This window comes from Trichormus variabilis 0441 (assembly GCF_009856605.1).
GTDB classification, from domain to species: domain Bacteria; phylum Cyanobacteriota; class Cyanobacteriia; order Cyanobacteriales; family Nostocaceae; genus Trichormus; species Trichormus variabilis.
This window is the reverse complement of record NZ_CP047242.1, coordinates 626,466-644,019: the sequence shown is the minus strand read 5'-3', so window position 1 is coordinate 644,019 and position 17,554 is coordinate 626,466. Positions and strand designations below refer to the sequence as shown.

The window sequence follows — 17,554 nt, the reverse complement described above, 5'->3', positions numbered from 1 at the left end:
AGAAGATGCAGGTTTCAGAAGATTCTACCAATAATACCGCCAGTATAAAGAATTTAAAAGGATTTGATGCTAGCCATCCACCAGACCCAAAATTAATTGATAGTTGTGTACATTGTGGTTTTTGTCTGTCAACTTGTCCCAGTTATCGGGTGATTGGGAAGGAAATGGATTCTCCCAGAGGACGCATCTATTTAATGGATGCCATCAATGAGGGGGAAATTGCTCTAAATACAGCTACAGTAGAGCATTTCGACTCTTGTTTAGGTTGTCTTGCTTGTGTGTCAACCTGTCCTTCTGGTGTGCAGTATGACAAGTTAATTTCTGCAACTCGCCATCAAGTAGAACGTAATTATCCTCGGACTTTATCTGATAAGTTAGTACGTCAATTAATATTTTCTTTATTCCCCAACCCAGATATTTTACGCATTCTATTAATCCCCCTATTCTTTTATCAAAAGTCGGGAATTTCCCAAGTTATTCGTGCTACAGGCTTACTCAAAAAAATATCTCCAAGATTGGCAGCAATGGAATCGATTCTGCCAAAAATTACTATCAAAACTTTCCAAGACAATCTACCAACTATTATTCCTGCACAGGGTAAGAAACGCTATCGAGTCGGCATGATTTTAGGATGCGTACAACGGTTATTTTTCTCCCCAGTTAATGAAGCAACGGTACGGGTTTTAACCGCGAATGGTTGTGAAGTGGTTATTCCTAAATCTCAAGGTTGTTGTGCAGCACTTCCCGAACACCAAGGACAAACAGAACAAGCCAAAGCTTTAGCTAAACAGATGATTGATAGCTTTGCTGATACTGATGTTGATTATGTGATTATCAATGCGGCTGGGTGTGGTCATACTTTAAAAGAATATGGTCATATATTAGAAGATGATGCCGAATATCGAGAGAAAGCCAAAAATTTCGCTGCTAAAGTTAAAGATGCACAAGAGTTTTTAGCTACTGTAGGATTAACCGCTAAACTTTCACCATTGAAAGATAAACCTTTGAATTTGGTTTATCAAGATGCTTGTCATTTATTACATGGACAAAAAATTAGTGTGCAACCTCGTCAGATATTAAAACAAATACCAGGGGTGCAAATTAAAGAACCATTAGATGCAGCTTTGTGTTGTGGTAGTGCTGGTGTTTATAATATGTTGCAACCGGAAGTTGCTGAAGAATTAGGCAAGCAAAAAGTCACAAATTTATTGAATACTGGTGCTGAATTGATTGCTTCTCCTAATCCTGGCTGTGCTTTGCAAATTACTAAACATTTAGAATTGCAAGGTAAGAAAATGGGTGTTATGCACCCGATGGAGTTGTTAGATTATTCAATCAGGGGAATTAAGTTGACGTAATTTAAAGTGATTTCGATAGACCTCACCCCAACCCCTCTCCGACGCGGAGAGGGGCTTGAATATCTTGCTTCTGTTAGAAAAATAACGCTGTCAAAGCCTCTCCTCCAGGTAGAGGTTTGAATTTAAAAATTTAAAATATCAATGGATTCTTCTATTTCCAATTCTACAATTCTTTCTGTTGCATCTTTGAGTTCTGCTAATTTACCTTCTTTACGATATATATCTGCTGCTTTTTGAAAGTCAGCGATCGCGCCTTGTTTATCTTTTATGCCTGCACGCACATTACCACGGTTATAATAAGCATCAGCATAGCTGGGATTAATTTGGATTGCTTGGGTGTAATCAGCGATCGCTCCTTCTTCATCCCCTAAATCATAACGGGCGTTACCACGGTTATAATAAGCATCAGCCGCCTTGGGATTAATTTGGATTGCCTGATTATAATCTTCAATCGCTCCTGCATAATCACCAATATCAGCACGCGCATTACCACGATTTTTGTAAGCATTAGCATCATTGGGATTAATCTTAATTGCTTGGGTAAATCCTGGTTGTGTTGCTAATAAATAACGAGATATGCCTCTATTTTTATATGTATCTGCATATTGGGGATTAATCTTGATCGCTTGGGTATAATCTTCAATCGCTCCTTGATTATCTCCTAAATGAGAGCGTGCTTCTGCTCGGTTTTTATAAATAGAAGCAGCATGAGGATTAATTCTAATTGCTTGGTTATAATCGTCAATTGCCGCTTCATAAGCTGCTAGTTGTGATAAAGCCAAGCCACGTTTATGATAGGATTTAGCATCGTGAAAGTTGAGATTTATGGCTTGAGAATAATCAGCGATCGCCGCCTCATAATCTCCCAATTGATAATAAGTTAAACCTCGTTTATAATATAATTCACCATTATTACTACTTGCTTGTAAAGCTTGGCTATAATTCTTAATAGATGCAGTATATTCACCTTGAGCAAAACACTCATCACCAAGTTTTATATAATCTATATTTATATCTTCTTCTCGTCTATAAGATAGAATATTTTTGATACCAGTAAATAAAGCTGGTTTGATTGATTGACTTTGATTGATTTTAGTTGAAAATTCTGGCTGGGGTTGATATTCATAAATTGGCGGAGATTGCTGGAACTGATGATAGTTGCTGGAAGCTTGCAACTGTTCCAAATAACCCCATAAGCCGCCACCATAAAGTAATTGCTCTATTCCAAATGAGATATTACCTGTCTTTAATTTAATCATTTGAGTAGGTAAAAAGCCAGCTAATAACAGATGATATGATGATTGTGCTTCATTAACATCTTCTTTAATAAAAATGCAAACTACAACTGCATTTTTTTCCACTTCTTCGGCACTAACTGACCATCTCACTCTATCAATGTTGCCATGACGAGATTTAACTTCAATGCCAATTGCAGGGTTAGCAGTTAAAGTAAAATCTATCTTGCCATCGCCACCAAGCCGCTTCTCATAATCTACTTCGGTAATCAAATCAGCTAAACGTTCTTTAACAACTTCCTCACCTAATTTCCCCTTGAGGTAGCTAATAAAAACATCACGAACTGGCGAAACCCGCTTGTATTTTTCAGCCATCAGCCAGCAAAAATCTCGTAGGGTTTTTAATCTTTCGCCAGAGATGACTGTTAACTCACTATATTGACCTTCGATTTCGCAATGCAGCAGACAACCAGATGATAACCTTTTAATAAAATCAGACTGTAGCGATCGCAGTAGCGTAATCCAGTCCATTTATAGTTCTGCGAGTTTTTTGATGATTTTACCTTATTTTACGCGATGTGCGACTTATTCTTAAAACCCCTCTCCAAACCTCTCCCCTGCAAGGAGGAGCCACTGCGTTGCGCGGGTTACCCGCGTTGTAGCAAGTGGCGTTAGAGGCTTCAATTATTACTCCCCTTCCCTTATAGGGAAGGGGTTGGGGGTTAGGTCTGAGAGAAAGTTGCACACGGCGTTATTTTATCTCCTTCTTTGAGCTACCTCAGAGACAGCATTATAAATTTCTGGCAAATTGAGGGTATAACAAATTCAGAGGGTCAAAGAAATGACCAATACAACCCTCAATTTCCAAAACGCTTCTGGACACGAAGTTCTCGCAGCAGTCGGTAAAAAATATCTGCGTCCCGGTGGACGAATAGCTACAGAACAATTATGCCGGTGGGCGAATTTCCAGCCTAGCGAAACAGTTTTAGAGTTAGCTTCTAGCTTTGGATACAGTGCAATATCCCTTGCTCAACGCTATGGTGTGAAAGTAGTCGGGGTAGAAAAAAATCCTGATAGCGTAGTTCGTGCGCGTGAAAATGTCCGCGTGGCTGGTTTAGAAAATCAAATTGAAATTATCGAAGGCGATATTTTCCATCTGGATGTAATACCAGGAAAGTTTGATTATGTTTTAGCCGAAGCCATTCTCACAATGCAATCCCCATTAGGGAAAGCCAAGCTGTTAGCGGAAATTCACAATCGACTCAAACCGGGGGGTAAGTTTCTCTCCCATGAATTATTAGCTAATGACAAAGAAGAACAAATTCGTGCTGATTTAGCAAGAGTAATTCGAGTAAATTCTACACCACTTTCAGAGACTAACTGGATTGCAGCTTGTGAAACAGCAGGATTAAAAGTAGAGAAACATCAAATCGGCTCGATGAATTTATTGAACTTATGGCGGATGTTCCAAGATGAAGGTATTTTCAACACGATACAGATTTTAGTTAATATCTTGACGCATAAATCTATCCGTGAAAGAGTTTTAGCAATGCGTCACATCTTTAACAAATACCGCCACGAATTAGGCTATATCATTCTCTGTGCTGTAGCTCAAGAGGATAATTGATAGCACAATAAATGTCACACAATCATCAAATTTTATCAACTATGACTAACCAAACCATAACTAACAAATCTCTTGTTATCCAACTACAAGAACAAATTGAATATCCCCGTAAAGGAATTAAAAGCCAAGTCATATTTCAAGATACAGCTTGCCAATACACTCTGTTTTGTCTGGCAGCTACAACAGAGATTTCTGAGCATACCTCTACTCGCAACGCCACTATCAATGTTTTAGAAGGCAGAGGAATTTTGAATTTATCAGGTCAAGATATTACTCTCATTCCTGGTGTTTTTGTCTTGATTCCTGCTAATGCACCTCATGCTCTAAAGTCTGAAGAAAATCTAGCTTTTCTGCTCACACTTTCTGAAAAAAATACAGATAAATAATCAATAATTTTTGGGGTTTTTGTACAATGTCAGCCTTATTTTCCACATTCACCCAACACTTAGATGTTACCTCCATTGAATTAGAAGTTATCCTCTCAAAATCGCTGTATGAGGTTCTCAATTCACCCAAATTGCAACAAGAACTAAATAGTTTAGATATCGATTTGCTCAAAGAAACCTTACCCACGGCCGGAGCAGTTTTAGCTAAGGAACTCCCACCTTTTTACAACTGGTTAAAAAATGAGTTAGGAGTCAAGAGGGTTCCTGATAGTCCAGACCATACAACAAAATGGGTCGTGGGTTTTGTAAATAATCAGGAAAGTCTCACTCATTTAGTTGAATTACACCGTCCTGTCCCGCGTCCAGCGTTAGAAGCTTCTGTTCCTCGCTTAGTAGGGGTGTTCGCAGGTGTGGAAGACGAACAAATCAGGCAAGAATGGCAAAAAGCTGTTGCAGCGCTGTGTTTAGTTTTAGTTGTCGCATCTCGTGAACAGGATAGATTAAATTTAGGAGCTTTAGCAAATTCCTAAAGATGTCAAATTTCATCTATGTTCCACAGGTGATGGTCTCTGACTGACCACAGGCGATCGCATTCAATTTCTCAACATCCAATATAATGATTTTGCCACCTCGACTATAGGCAACAACTGACTTGAGTGTTTTAATTAACCGCACGCATTCTTCATAGGTAATACCAATGCTGCGAGCCATCCGATAGTAAGATAACTTGATTTTTAAAATCTGACCTTGTGGACTTGGTTCAGTTCCCGATTCCGTGGCGAAATATTCGATTAACCTAGCCAGACGAACAATAGCCCTCTCCGAAACTAACCCGTGAACTGTTTCATGGAGTTGCTGAATCCGAGTATTAAAAACCATCAACATTCGTAAAGCAATTTCTGGATTACTTTGGATGGCTTGTAATAAAGCATCACGTTGGACAGTGAGAATTTCACAATCAGATTCAGCAGTCACAGTTGCAGGCGCAATGCTATCTCCTAGCAATGCAGGGGCGGCGAAAATTTCCCCAGCATTCAGTCCCCGCAAAATCGTTTCTTTTCCTGTGGTTGCTGTTTTGGTGACTTGAATTGAGCCACTAACTACAGCATATAACTTAGCAGGCAGGCGATCGCCCTCATGCAGAATAATCTCTCCTTTTTTGTAGCCTTGCACCTGAGTGTAAGGTTGCAAACTTTCCTTGTCTGAGGTTTCTATACCTACAAACACCATAATTTGTGAAAGTTGTTCTAGGGAGGCCTGCATAATTAGCCTGATTTAAGGGGGCAGGAGGCGGGAGGAGTCATGATTAAGGAAGTTTCACAAGCCTTACCATTCCCCATTCCCTGCCTATTCTTAACTGGATGCAGAATTAGCCGCTTCTTCAGCTTTTGCTGTAGCTGGACTTCCGCCCATACGAATCTCAGAAGTAAAGGAAGCCATACTAAAGCCACCAAACCGCTTTAACACACTGACACGCATCCGTAAATTAGGGCTAGCAAACCATAAGCGTTCTTCAGACCACATGGTTTCGTACTCTGTCGTGAGAGTTAAAGCGCCATCATCACCCATCTTGTAACGTCCAGCTACAGGGGCTTTCTCGGCATAACCCATTTCCCGCAGTAATCTGCCTTCGTTGGGATTGTCCACATCGGGTACAGTAGCTAACACTGTAGATCCGGTATGTTTTTCTTCATCCCATTCCATAGTACCGTTCCAGCTAACCCTCGCACCGCATGAAGCAGCACTAGCAGGAACTTCGTATAATTCGCACAACTTGATGACTTCTGGATGATCTGCGGCTAGTGACTCGATTACCAGATCAGATTTGCCATCTTCCGATTGCTTAAAAGCTAAATGATGGCTAGTGCGATGAGAAAACCATTTACCTGCACTCAATTCAAAAAATTCTTCAATATTCATGAATTAAATTCCCTGAGTCTTAATTTAAAAATCCCACTTATTATTATTAAAAGCTAGTATGGGACGTGATATTAAGCTTGATTACCCATTTCCTCAAGTCTTTTCAGACCAATCCTTGCAGCTTCAGCAACATTAGGATGGCTGTCTTTTTCTAAATATTTTAAAGCTGATACACTTTTGGGGGTGGGAAGATTACCCAAGGATTCTGCTAAACGTTGCCTAACTAACCAATCATCTGACTGAGCGAAGCGCAGGATACTATCAACAGATTCAATATCTTGTATTTCACCTAAGGCAGAGATAGCAGCTTGTTGGATGACTCCTTCTTTGCTGTCTAACGCCTGCATCAAGACTTGATGGGCGCGTGGGTCTTTGAGATTACCAAGAGAAACCGCCGCACTAAAACGGACTAACCAATCGGTGTCTTCATAAAATGCTCGTGACAGCACTTCAAAGGCTCTAATATCACCCAAGTATCCCAATGCGCCAGCCGCATCAGCACGAATGCCATAATCTGGGTCATTTTGGAGAATCTTTACCAAAATTGGGTAACACTCTGCTGTTTGTTTGATGCCTAGAGCAAAAATTGCCATTGATCGCAGCTGCAAAGATTCGTCATCCAATACCTTTTTAATTAAAGGTACAGCATCTTCAGCAGCTATATTTCGCAAATTAGCAAGAGCTACCATGCGATCGCGCAAATCTGGACTTTCTAACTGAGCAGAAATTTCCTGCAATTGTGAAACAGTCATTTAATTCTCAGCGCATTCTTAATGTATCTTTACTTTACTTTACCTGATGTCTCATGTGGCTTGGTCGGGGGTTCAGGAATGAGAGTAGAGTGTTTTCCGCCTCCGTAGAGTTTTTTGTATCTGTCTTAGCATTGAGAATTAACAGTATTTAATGTCTGTTGTGTCTTAGGTAAGACGAGAAGCCTTGAGTGACAAACGTAGTTTAGAGGGGTCAACCGAAGTTCAGGTGAAGAACAATGGTTCAACTAAGCGAACGTCCAGGGACTGCCAGAATCAACAACTTCCAAGAAAAGTTTATCTACGAAGTTGGGGCGATTTATGACGCGGAACATCGCTTTTGGGAGGCCCAGCAGACAATGTTGCAGTGTTGCCAAAATAATCAACTCAGGTCTTTGATTGAAACTCACATCCGAGAAACAGAACAACAAATTCGGAATCTAGAACAGGTGTTCAACGCTTTGGGACAGCAACCAACGCGGGTCACTTGTGATGCTGCGGCTGGTCTTGTCAGTGACGGTCAAAAGTTAATGCTCCTAGCTTCAGAGAATCAACCAATTCTTAATTTGGGGTTGGCTGGTGGTCAAGCTAAGGTAGAACAGTTAGAAATTGCCTGCTACCGTGGTTTGATTAGAGCTGCCGAACAGATGGGACAAGATCAAGTTGTACAATTGTTACGGCAAAACTTACAGCAAGAGGAACAAACAGCTCAAAAAATAGAACAACATCTGCCGCAGTTAATTCAAGAAGCCCAATCAGCAGGTGGTTCCAAGACTAGTAAGTCTCGCTAGTGCGATCGCCAAAAGTAAACTAAGGTAAAAGCAAGGGGAAAAGATGTTGTAAGTATCTTTTCCCCTTTGTCCAATCTCAAAAACTCAGCCGCTTGATAGAACTCAGCCGCTTGATAGATATTTATATATTTATAAAGATATAAAAGATACCTTGATATATGAGATAAAATCTTATTTGAATGAAGATAATTGCTGTGCTTTAAAAATTTCATACAGTGGCAGCACTACAAAATTGCCGCAGATATTACCCCGTTGAATAAACGGGGTTTTATTTTTCGGCGTTGCTGATTATTTCTTTAGTCGCAAATGCTCAGTATTTAAGTAATCATCAACTCAACTAAATGTTATTCAAATATGCTCCGTAACAGCAACTTAATTCGTAATCTTTTATACAGCAAAATCAACAGCTAACAGCCGTTATGTCATGTAGATGTGCGTTAGCCTACCAGTAACTAATTAAACTATATTAAACTCTGCGATCGCCTTGGGGAAATTTTTGTTTTCATGTCCTGAACGGCTGAGTTTAATCAAGGCAAAACGCTGTAATGGGCTTAAATTCTCCCACTGTGATAAAGTTACAATCACGCCTGTTTCTTGAGCTTTATCCTGAATACTAATTGGTATGGCCTTAGAGTCTAGCCATGCAGGTTCAGACTCAATCGGTAGCGTTGTGGGTAGTGTGCCAGTTCGATTTACAATCAGCTGCTGGATATATTCTTGATAATATTGAATTTCTGCGGTTGTAGTGCATGGTAGTTCGACTAAAGCTTCTCTTTCGGCTTGAGTCATTTGGTTCCAATCAGATAATTTAAGTTTAATGCCGCAGGTATCAAGTTTGTAGCGCACCTGCATGGGTATGCAACGTAGAGAATCAACAAAGTCTGCTTCAAATTTAAAGAAGTCTGCCATAATTAGCGATTGAAACTATAATTTCAACACCAAAATCTATCAATCTTGTCAGACTATAATTATATCAGCATAATAATACAATTAAATATTTAATTTCTATTTCCATAATTACTGGAACGAATAATTAGATAGCTAATTGAAAGTGCTAGTACGGCAACACCTAAACCAATAATATCAATACCATTGACCTTTTCTAAATCAAGAATAATGATTTTCCTGGCAACGGCAATTAAAGAGGTAACAATTACTAATTCAACCTGAAAAACATGTCTTTTGAGATAAGCGGTGATATTTTCTAAAATTTCTAAAGCAATGAGAATATTTAGGAATAGACCAAAAACCTTGAATAGGGTAGTGTTAATTTTGCCATATGGGACAGTAAAAACTTCTTTAACAATAAAGATTCCTAAATCACCGATCGCCACCAAAATTACTAATACCATAAAAAGAGATAGAACTTTAGAAACAAGCACTTCTACATTTTCAATAATGTGCATGAAGTTCTCATCGCTAGCAATTCCCACAATTCTTTTAATTAATCTCTTCATCACCTACACCCCAGTTTTGGTAAGCCTTGATTCAGTCAAAATAAAAATCCCGTAGATTAATCTAGAGGATTAAAAGTTCTCTCTTATAAAAAATAAGAAAAAGAGAAAAATTGACTTTTCTATAACTCTTACTATTCAGTAACAGTAATCAAATAAAGCTGATATCCCAATAGTTATTACATATTAAATACTAATGGTAACTATTGGTTTTATTCTATTATTGATTATCGATACCTAGAAGCTTACCACTGAGATGACTGGAGTTGATAATTTTCGGCTGTAATTTCTACAGAAATTGGGATTAATTGGACTGCACAGGCTTTTAACTCTGGTTGTAATGAATCGGGGCAAGATTCTGAATGGGTGAGTGCATTAGCTTCCGCATCCTCTGCCCAGAGTGTACCCCAGTGCATAGGGACGAAAACTGTACCTGGGGAAATAGCTTTTGTCACCTTGGCGGGAAACTTAGCACTACCTCGACGCGATCGCACTTCTACCACCTGATGATCTATAATGCCTAACTTCGCCGCATCACGAGGATGAATTTCGATAAATGGTTCGGGGTGCATGGCGCGGATTTTTTCTATCCGACCTGTACGGGTTTGGGTGTGCCAATGTCCGTATAATCGTCCAGTAGTCAACACAAAAGGATAAGCCGGGTCTGGTGGTTCTGCTAGTCCTTGAGAATAATAAGCCCCAAAACGTGCGCGACCATCAGGGGTATGAAAGCGTAAGTCAGTGTAGAGTCTTTTATTCTTATCCCCATTCCCCATTTCTGGATATGGCCATTGGGTGGGGCCTTGGGCTTGTAATTTTTGATGGCTAATACCAGACATATCACAAGGGCGACCCTTGGTCAGTTGGGCAAACTCGGCGTAGACTTGATCTGAGTTTCCAAAAGCGAACTTGTCCTCAAAACCTAATCGCCGTCCCACTTCCGCGAAAATTTCCCAATCTGGCTTGGCTTCTCGTGGTGGTTGGCGGAAGGCTTGACATAGTGTGACTCGGCGTTCTGAGTTGGTCATGACCCCAGTTTTTTCACCCCATTGGGCTGCTGGTAACAGAACATGAGCGTAAGCTGTAGTTTCTGTAGGGTGGTAAGCATCTTGGTAGATTGTGAAAGGCGATCGCAATAATGCCTTTTTCGTCCGTTCCAAATCTGGCATACTTACAGCTGGGTTAGTAGCTGCAATCCACAGTAAACCCACATTACCGTCTTCCAAGCCAGTGATCATATCCCACGCAGTTAAACCGGGATGGGGTGAAATTTGTCCTGATGGGAATCCCCAAAATCCTTCCACTTCCGCCCGGTGTTGGGGATTTTTCACCAATCGATAACCCGGTAATAAATGAGCTAAACCACCTGCTTCCCGTCCTCCCATTGCATTCGGTTGACCAGTGAGAGAAAAAGGCCCCATCCCTGGTTTTCCGACTTGTCCGGTCATTAAATGTAGGTTGATAATCGTTCTAACTTTGGCTGTACCTTCACTCGATTGATTCACACCCATCGACCACAAAGACAACACACGCTGCGATTCACCCCAATAACGGGCGGCTATTTCTAAATCCTCAACGGTGATACCACATTGACGAGCTACTACCTCCGGCGAATAGTGGCGAATTACCTCAGCGTAAGCCGAAAAGTTGCTGGTACAGTCATCGATGAAACCGACATCAATCATGTTCCAACGCATCAATAAATGGGCGATACCATTTAACAAGTCGATATCTGTACCCGGTTTAATCGCCAAATGTAAATCAGCTGCTTCGGCGGTAGGTGTGCGTCGAGGATCAACCACAACCATCTTTACCTGATGGTTTTTTCTGTGGTACTTCTCCAGTCTGTTAAAAACAATGGGGTGACATTCGGCGGTGTTTGTCCCAATTAAAAATGCACAGTCAGTTAACTCCAAATCTTCATAGCAACAGGGAGGCCCATCAGCCCCAAAACTTTGAATATACCCAGAGACAGCACTGGACATACATAAGCGGGAGTTAGCATCAAAATTATTGCTACCCAAACAACCTTTCATCAGTTTTTGGGCTATGTAATAATCCTCAGTTTGAAATTGACCGGAACCATACATACATATAGCTTCCGCCCCTTGAGTAAGGCGCACAGTTTGAATACGCTTGGTGATGAGGTCAAAAGCTTCATCCCAACTCACACGGCGGAACTCTTGATCTAGTGAGTCCCGCACCATTGGGTAATGTAATCTATTTTTATCCAAAGACTCAGCGATCGTCGCCCCTTTGACACAAACCATCCCCTGGCTAGATGGATGGGCTTTATCACCCCGCACCCGCCAAATTGGATTTCCTTGGCTATCTCGATTTGTGGCTTTGTTGAGTTGGGCTGGTGGTGTTACTTCTAGTCCACAGCCGACACCACAATAAGGACATAGGGTTTTGGTAGATTCAGTCACGTCGCTGCGCTCCGAATTCAAAATTCAAAATTCAAAATTCAAAAAAAGAGTGGGGTAGTGAGCAGGGAGCAGGGGAAGCAGAGGAGCAGGAGGAGCAGGAGAAGCAGAGAAGAATAACTATGGACTATGGACTAATGACCAATGACTAATGACCAATGACCAATGACCAATGACTAATGACTAATGACTAATGACTACTCCTCATGAGCAAAGCGGTTATATAAGAAATCTAGGGCGTAATTTCTGAGGTTGTAATATTCGGGGTCTTCCATGATGCGGCGACGGTTGCGGGGGCGATCGAAGGGAATATCGAGGATTTCGCCGATTTGGGCTGCTGGGCCGTTGGTCATCATCACAACTCTGTCAGCTAGGAATAAAGCTTCATCAATGTCATGGGTAATCATCAGGACGGTGACTTGATGATCACTCCAAATTTGTAGTAGTTCTTCTTGTAATTCTTCTTTGGTGATTGCGTCTAATGCGCCGAAAGGTTCATCGAGAATCAATACTTGGGGGCGGATGGATAAAGCGCGAGCGATCGCCACTCGTTGTTTCATCCCGCCGGAAATTTGGCTAGGCTTCTTCTCTGCGGCTTCTGTCAGCCCCACCATTGCTAAATGTTCTCTGACGATGGCGCGTTTTTCGGCTTGGGGTTTGTGGGGAAATACTGCATCTACGGCTAGGTAAACGTTTTCAAAAACACTCAACCAAGGGAGTAAGCAATAATTTTGAAAGACCATCATCCGGTCGGGGCCTGGTTCGGTGATGGGTTTGTCTTGTAGGAGAACTACGCCTTCGCTGGGGGTGTTGAAGCCGGAAATCATGTTGAGTAGGGTTGATTTACCGCAGCCGGAATGACCGATTAGGCAGACAAATTCGCCTTCACGGACTTTTAGGTCAATTCCATCGAGGACGGTGTAGGGGCCTTCGGGGGTGGGGTAAATTTTGCTTACGCCTTCAACTACTAGGAAGTTATCTGTTTTTTGGGGTTTTGGGTTGGTTTGATTATTTCTATTGATTATTTGCATATTATTTTCGGTGGTGATTGGATTTATGATTGGCTCACGCAGAGGCGCAGAGACGCGGAGGGAGAGGGGAGAGATGACTGTTGACTAATGACCAATGACTAATGACTAATGACTAATGACTAATGACTAAATAAACACTTCTTCAATACGTATTTGTCGTCTAATTTCTAAGCTTTTGAGGTATTCGATTGGTTCTGATGGGTTAAATAGTTTACCGTCGAATAGGTGAATGGGGTCGTCTTCGCCGATATCTAGTAAGCCGAGGTCGCGGGCTGCTGCACCAAATATGTCTGTGCGGCAAACTCTTTCGGTGATTTCTACCCAGTTTTTGGGGAATGGTGTTAAGCCCCAACGTGCCATTTGTGTGATCATCCACAAGATTTCGGTGCGGTTGGGATAGTTGGTTTTGTTGAGGTAAAACTGGTTGTAGGCTGTGAGTTGTTGGGGTGGTGTACCGTCCCCGCGATCGTAGGGGTCGATGAAGCCAGGGCGGACGTAGGCGGGATTCACATCTAAATATTCGGGACGACAGAGTATTTCGAGGATTTCTTCACGGTTGCGGAGGTCGTCACAATATTTGCAGGCTTCTATTAGTGCTTTGACGAGGTTAAGATAAGTTTCTGGATATTTTTGCGCCCAATCTTCCCGCACTCCCAAGACTTTTTTCGGCTGTCCTGACCAGATTTCTAAAGCTGTAGCTGCAACGAAGCCTAAATCATCGTGGACTGCTTGGTAGTTCCAAGGTTCTCCTGCACAGTAACCGTCAATGTTGCCGGCTTTGAGTTGAGACACCATTTGGGTTGGGGGAATGACTGTCAAGCTAACATCTCTATCGGGATCTATACCGCCGGCTGCTAACCAGTAACGCAGAATTAGGTTTTGCATGGAGGCGGAATGAACTACCCCTAAGGTGAGGATTTTGTCTGGGGAACTATCAATTACTGCTTTTAAGTCAGCTAGGCTTCTCACGCCTTGGCTGTATAGTCTTTTGCTGAAGGTGATGGCGTTAGCGTTGCGAGAAAGATTTAAGGCGTTGATGACAGGAGTTGGTGTTTGACTCCCAGCACCTAAAGTTAACGCAATCGGCATTCCTGCAACCATTTGGGCTGCATCTAATTTGCCCGTTACCACACCAGTAGCGATCGCCTGCCAGTTGTTTGCCCGGTTGAGGATAACATTATCTAAGCCATACTTGGCAAAGAAGCCTTTTTCTTTGGCAACAATTAAAGGTGCAGAGTCAGTCAAAGGCATAAAGCCGATTTCGATGACGGCTTTGGCTGTCCCCAGTGGTGCAGAAGCCTGCTGTGTTTGACGTTTCTTAGCTAGCTTTTGTTGGTTGAGGAAGTAAATTATCTCATTCCGCAGATTGTAATAGCTGGGATGTTTGACAACCTCCAAACGTTGACGGGGACGGGGGATAGGGACTTCGAGAATCTGCCCGATGTGAGCTTCTGGGCCGTTGGTAAGCATCACCACGCGATCGCTCAACAACAGCGCCTCATCCACATCATGTGTCACCATCACACAAGTAATTTGATGTTCATTGCAGATTTTCATCAACTGTTCTTGCAAACTCCCCCTTGTCAAAGCATCCAAAGCCCCAAAAGGTTCGTCTAACAGCAACAACTTGGGACGAGTAGCTAAAGCGCGGGCGATCGCCACCCGTTGTTTCATCCCCCCCGATAACTCACGAGGACGTTTATTCGCCGCTAGACGCAACCCCACCATATCAATATGTTCTTCAACAATTGCCCGACGCTCACCCTTAGACTTACCTTGATAAACCTCATCCACGGCCAAAGCAACATTTTCCCGCACAGTTAACCAAGGAAGCAGCGAATAATTTTGAAAAACCACCATCCTATCTGGACTAGGTTCTCGAATTTCCCGCCCTTCCAAAGTCACACCGCCAATACTAGCTCGATCCAACCCAGCAATAATATTGAGCAAAGTAGACTTACCACAACCAGAATGTCCAATTAAAGAAACAAACTCCCCCTGCTTAATTTTCAACTCAATATTTTTCAGTGCAATATATCTACCACCATTAGGTAAATCAAATATCCGATCAACGTGATCAACTTCAACAAAAGTAGGCATTACTCAACCCCTTTGGGGAATTCAAAATTCAAAATAGCCTTCGGCAAGGCTTGCGCCAACAAAATTCAAAGTTAAAGAGGTCATTAGTCCTTAACTAATTCCTTCCCTCTCTTCCCTCTCCCACCTCTCCGCGCACCTCAGCGCCAACCTCCGCGCCCCTCCGCGTTTAAATCTTAATTAACTACTTCTGCTCCGCCACAACTTTACTAGCAACAAAACCGACCAATCTATCTAACAACAACCCCACCAACCCAACATAAATTAATGCCAAAATAATCTCACTCAAATTAGTTTCAGTAGTTGTGTTATAGGCATCCCAAATAAACGAACCAATCCCCACACCACCAACTAACATTTCCGCCGCCACAATTGCTAACCAAGATAAACCGATACCAATCCTTAATCCTGTAAAGATATATGGAACCGTCGCAGGAAACACTATCTTAAAAAAGTACTTTACCCCCTTCAGCCGTAACACTTTCGCTACATTGATATAATCCTGGGGAATTTGTTGTACACCGACTGTAGTGTTAATCAAAATCGGCCAAATTGAGGTGATGAAAATAACGAAAATTGCTGAGGGATTCGCCTGTTGAAATGCTGCCAGTGAAATGGGTAGCCATGCTAGGGGCGGTACAGTTCGCAACACTTGAAATATAGGATCTACAGCATTGTAAACTAAGGGATTTACACCGATTAAAATGCCTAATATAATTCCGGCGATCGCCGCCAAAGAAAAACCTAAACCAACCCTTCCCAAACTACTCAGAATTTGCCAGCCTAAGCCTTTATCGCTTTCACCGTTATCAAAAAATGGATTGATAATAAAAGGGTCCCAAGTTTCCGAAAAGGTTTCTATAGGCCCTGGTAATTTAAAGTTAGGATTCAAACAAAGCAGTTGCCAAATTACCAGAAAAATTCCTAATGCTACTAATGGTGGTACAACTTTTTTCCACAAGAAATTATTGATGGCTTTTTGAGATTTCCTTACCCTAGCGCGATTCCCTAAAATAGCTGTCACTTCGCCTTACTCCAAATTCAAAATTTACAGCCTAATTAAACTTTTTTGATTTTCAAACTATTTAAGTATTCTTCTGGCTTTTCTGGGTCAAATTTCACGCCATCAAAGAAAGTTTCCACCCCACGGGAACTGCTAGCAGGAATTTCCGCATCAGCCACACCAATTGCTTTCGCTGCTTTCTTCCACAAGTCTTCTTTATTAACTTGGTTAACAATGTCTTGAACTTTAGTATCTTTTGGTAAATAACCCCAGCGAATATCTTCAGTTAAAAACCAAATATCGTGACTCTTATAGGGATAGGAAGCATTATCTGCCCAGAATTTCATCCGATAAGCAAAGTTTTCTTCCTTACGACCATCACCATAATCGATATTGCCTTTAGCTCTTTCTACAATATCTGCGGCAGCAACATTTAAGTATTTACGGTCAGCGCAGATTTTACACATTTCTTCTTTGTTTTCTGCCTTGTCGCACCATTGTTGTGCTTCTAAAATTGCCATCAAAATTGCCTGGGCTGCATTGGGATTTTGATCAACCCAATCTTGCCGCATGGTAAAGGCTTTTTCTGGATGATCTTTCCATAATTCGCCTGTAACTAAAGCGGAATAACCTAATTTTTGGTTGACTAACTGAGCATTCCAAGGTTCTCCAACACAGAAGGAATCGACAGTCCCAACTTTCATGTTTGCTACCATTTGTGGCGGTGGAACAGGTTCCAACACAACATCTTGATCAGGATTAATACCACCAGCCGCTAACCAATAGCGCATCCATAAATCATGTGTCCCACCAGGAAAGGTAATACCAGCTTTCCAGGCTTTCTTATCAGCTTTGGCTTTGGCGGCTACGTCTTTAAGGTTTTTGCTTTCTAAATTAATGTTCAGGTCTTTATATTTTTCAGCTACAGAAATAGCCTGGCCATTAGTATTTAATCTAGCCAAAATGTACATTGGCACTTTATCTTTGATGGTCATGAGGTAAGGCATGGGACTAAGGATATGTGCGCCATCAATACCACCACCAGATGAGCCAATTTTTAAGTTATCGCGGGTGACAGGCCAAGATTTTTGCTTGATGACTTCAACATCGGTCATGCCATATTTAGCAAAGAAGCCTTTCTCTTTAGCAATGATGAGGGGTGCAGCATCAGTAAGCGGGATGAATCCTAGCTTGGCTTTGGTTGTTTCTACCTTGGGTGCGTTAGCGGCTGAGACGTTAGCGGCTGGTGCTGCTGAAGGTGCTTGTTCTCCGGTGGTAGCTGATTGAGAACCATTGGAAGTGCAACCATGAGCCAAAATAGAAGCCGCCGCCGCCGCACCTGTGGTGAAAAGAAATTTTCTTCTGGAAACGTGTGTCATTTTTTGTATGTTGTTAATTCGTCGGTTGTTGGTTGTCAGTTGTCGGTTGTCAGTTGTCGGTTGTCAGTCGTCAGTTGTCAGTTGTCATTACTCATTAA

16 protein-coding genes are annotated in these 17,554 nt (G+C 41.8%); 5 read left to right on the top strand and 11 right to left on the bottom strand.

Going from position 1 to position 17,554, the window contains the following annotated elements; translation table 11 throughout:
- The first annotated feature begins 5 nt into the window (after positions 1-5).
- Positions 6-1,358 carry a (Fe-S)-binding protein gene (locus tag GSQ19_RS02555; RefSeq protein ID WP_011321224.1) on the top strand — a complete coding sequence of 451 codons (1,353 nt, stop codon included), beginning with the start codon at positions 6-8 and terminating at the stop codon, positions 1,356-1,358.
- A 122-nt stretch (positions 1,359-1,480) separates the two neighbouring features.
- Here GSQ19_RS02555 and GSQ19_RS02550 read toward each other — a convergent pair whose 3' ends face one another.
- Positions 1,481-3,124 carry a tetratricopeptide repeat protein gene (locus tag GSQ19_RS02550; RefSeq protein ID WP_011321223.1) on the bottom strand — a complete coding sequence of 548 codons (1,644 nt, stop codon included), beginning with the start codon at positions 3,122-3,124 and terminating at the stop codon, positions 1,481-1,483.
- Between the two features lie 310 nt (positions 3,125-3,434).
- Here GSQ19_RS02550 and GSQ19_RS02545 point away from each other — a divergent pair, with 310 nt between their 5' ends.
- From GSQ19_RS02545 to GSQ19_RS02535, 3 genes are read left to right on the top strand one after another with little or no spacing between them, the layout of a single operon-like run.
- On the top strand, positions 3,435-4,220 hold the full coding sequence (locus GSQ19_RS02545; protein WP_011321222.1) for an SAM-dependent methyltransferase: 786 nt from the start codon (positions 3,435-3,437) through the stop codon (positions 4,218-4,220).
- 41 nt (positions 4,221-4,261) lie between these two features.
- Positions 4,262-4,606, top strand: coding sequence for a cupin domain-containing protein (locus GSQ19_RS02540; protein WP_041457045.1), 345 nt, complete (start codon positions 4,262-4,264; stop codon positions 4,604-4,606).
- Positions 4,607-4,632: 26 nt separating this feature from the next.
- Entirely contained in the window at positions 4,633-5,136 is a 504-nt protein-coding gene (locus GSQ19_RS02535; protein WP_011321220.1) for a hypothetical protein, read from the top strand.
- A gap of 16 nt (positions 5,137-5,152) precedes the next feature.
- Here GSQ19_RS02535 and GSQ19_RS02530 read toward each other — a convergent pair whose 3' ends face one another.
- From GSQ19_RS02530 to GSQ19_RS02520, 3 genes are all read right to left on the bottom strand, one after another.
- A complete protein-coding gene (locus tag GSQ19_RS02530; protein WP_011321219.1) occupies positions 5,153-5,869 on the bottom strand; it encodes a Crp/Fnr family transcriptional regulator in 717 nt (238 codons plus the stop codon).
- Between the two features lie 90 nt (positions 5,870-5,959).
- Entirely contained in the window at positions 5,960-6,526 is a 567-nt protein-coding gene (locus GSQ19_RS02525; RefSeq protein ID WP_011321218.1) for a phycobiliprotein lyase, read from the bottom strand.
- 71 nt (positions 6,527-6,597) lie between these two features.
- The gene (locus GSQ19_RS02520) at positions 6,598-7,278 is read right to left on the bottom strand and encodes a HEAT repeat domain-containing protein (protein ID WP_011321217.1); all 681 of its coding nucleotides are present in this window, start codon (positions 7,276-7,278) and stop codon (positions 6,598-6,600) included.
- A gap of 236 nt (positions 7,279-7,514) precedes the next feature.
- Here GSQ19_RS02520 and GSQ19_RS02515 point away from each other — a divergent pair, with 236 nt between their 5' ends.
- Positions 7,515-8,066: a ferritin-like domain-containing protein gene (locus tag GSQ19_RS02515; RefSeq protein ID WP_011321216.1), complete on the top strand. Its 552-nt coding sequence runs from the start codon at positions 7,515-7,517 to the stop codon at positions 8,064-8,066.
- 456 nt (positions 8,067-8,522) lie between these two features.
- Here GSQ19_RS02515 and GSQ19_RS02510 read toward each other — a convergent pair whose 3' ends face one another.
- From GSQ19_RS02510 to GSQ19_RS02480, 7 genes are all read right to left on the bottom strand, one after another.
- The gene (locus GSQ19_RS02510) at positions 8,523-8,975 is read right to left on the bottom strand and encodes a nitrate reductase associated protein (protein ID WP_011321215.1); all 453 of its coding nucleotides are present in this window, start codon (positions 8,973-8,975) and stop codon (positions 8,523-8,525) included.
- Between the two features lie 89 nt (positions 8,976-9,064).
- The gene (locus GSQ19_RS02505; protein ID WP_011321214.1) at positions 9,065-9,523 is read right to left on the bottom strand and encodes a phosphate-starvation-inducible PsiE family protein; all 459 of its coding nucleotides are present in this window, start codon (positions 9,521-9,523) and stop codon (positions 9,065-9,067) included.
- A 242-nt stretch (positions 9,524-9,765) separates the two neighbouring features.
- Positions 9,766-11,949: a molybdopterin oxidoreductase family protein gene (locus GSQ19_RS02500; RefSeq protein WP_011321213.1), complete on the bottom strand. Its 2,184-nt coding sequence runs from the start codon at positions 11,947-11,949 to the stop codon at positions 9,766-9,768.
- A 194-nt stretch (positions 11,950-12,143) separates the two neighbouring features.
- Positions 12,144-12,977 (bottom strand): nitrate ABC transporter ATP-binding protein, encoded by an 834-nt coding sequence (locus GSQ19_RS02495; protein WP_011321212.1) that lies wholly within the window; start codon positions 12,975-12,977, stop codon positions 12,144-12,146.
- Between the two features lie 126 nt (positions 12,978-13,103).
- Entirely contained in the window at positions 13,104-15,077 is a 1,974-nt protein-coding gene (locus GSQ19_RS02490) for an ABC transporter ATP-binding/substrate-binding protein (RefSeq protein WP_011321211.1), read from the bottom strand.
- Between the two features lie 181 nt (positions 15,078-15,258).
- Positions 15,259-16,098: a nitrate ABC transporter permease gene (ntrB, locus tag GSQ19_RS02485; protein WP_011321210.1), complete on the bottom strand. Its 840-nt coding sequence runs from the start codon at positions 16,096-16,098 to the stop codon at positions 15,259-15,261.
- Between the two features lie 35 nt (positions 16,099-16,133).
- Positions 16,134-17,456 (bottom strand): CmpA/NrtA family ABC transporter substrate-binding protein, encoded by a 1,323-nt coding sequence (locus tag GSQ19_RS02480; RefSeq protein ID WP_011321209.1) that lies wholly within the window; start codon positions 17,454-17,456, stop codon positions 16,134-16,136.
- Positions 17,457-17,554: the final 98 nt, after the last annotated feature.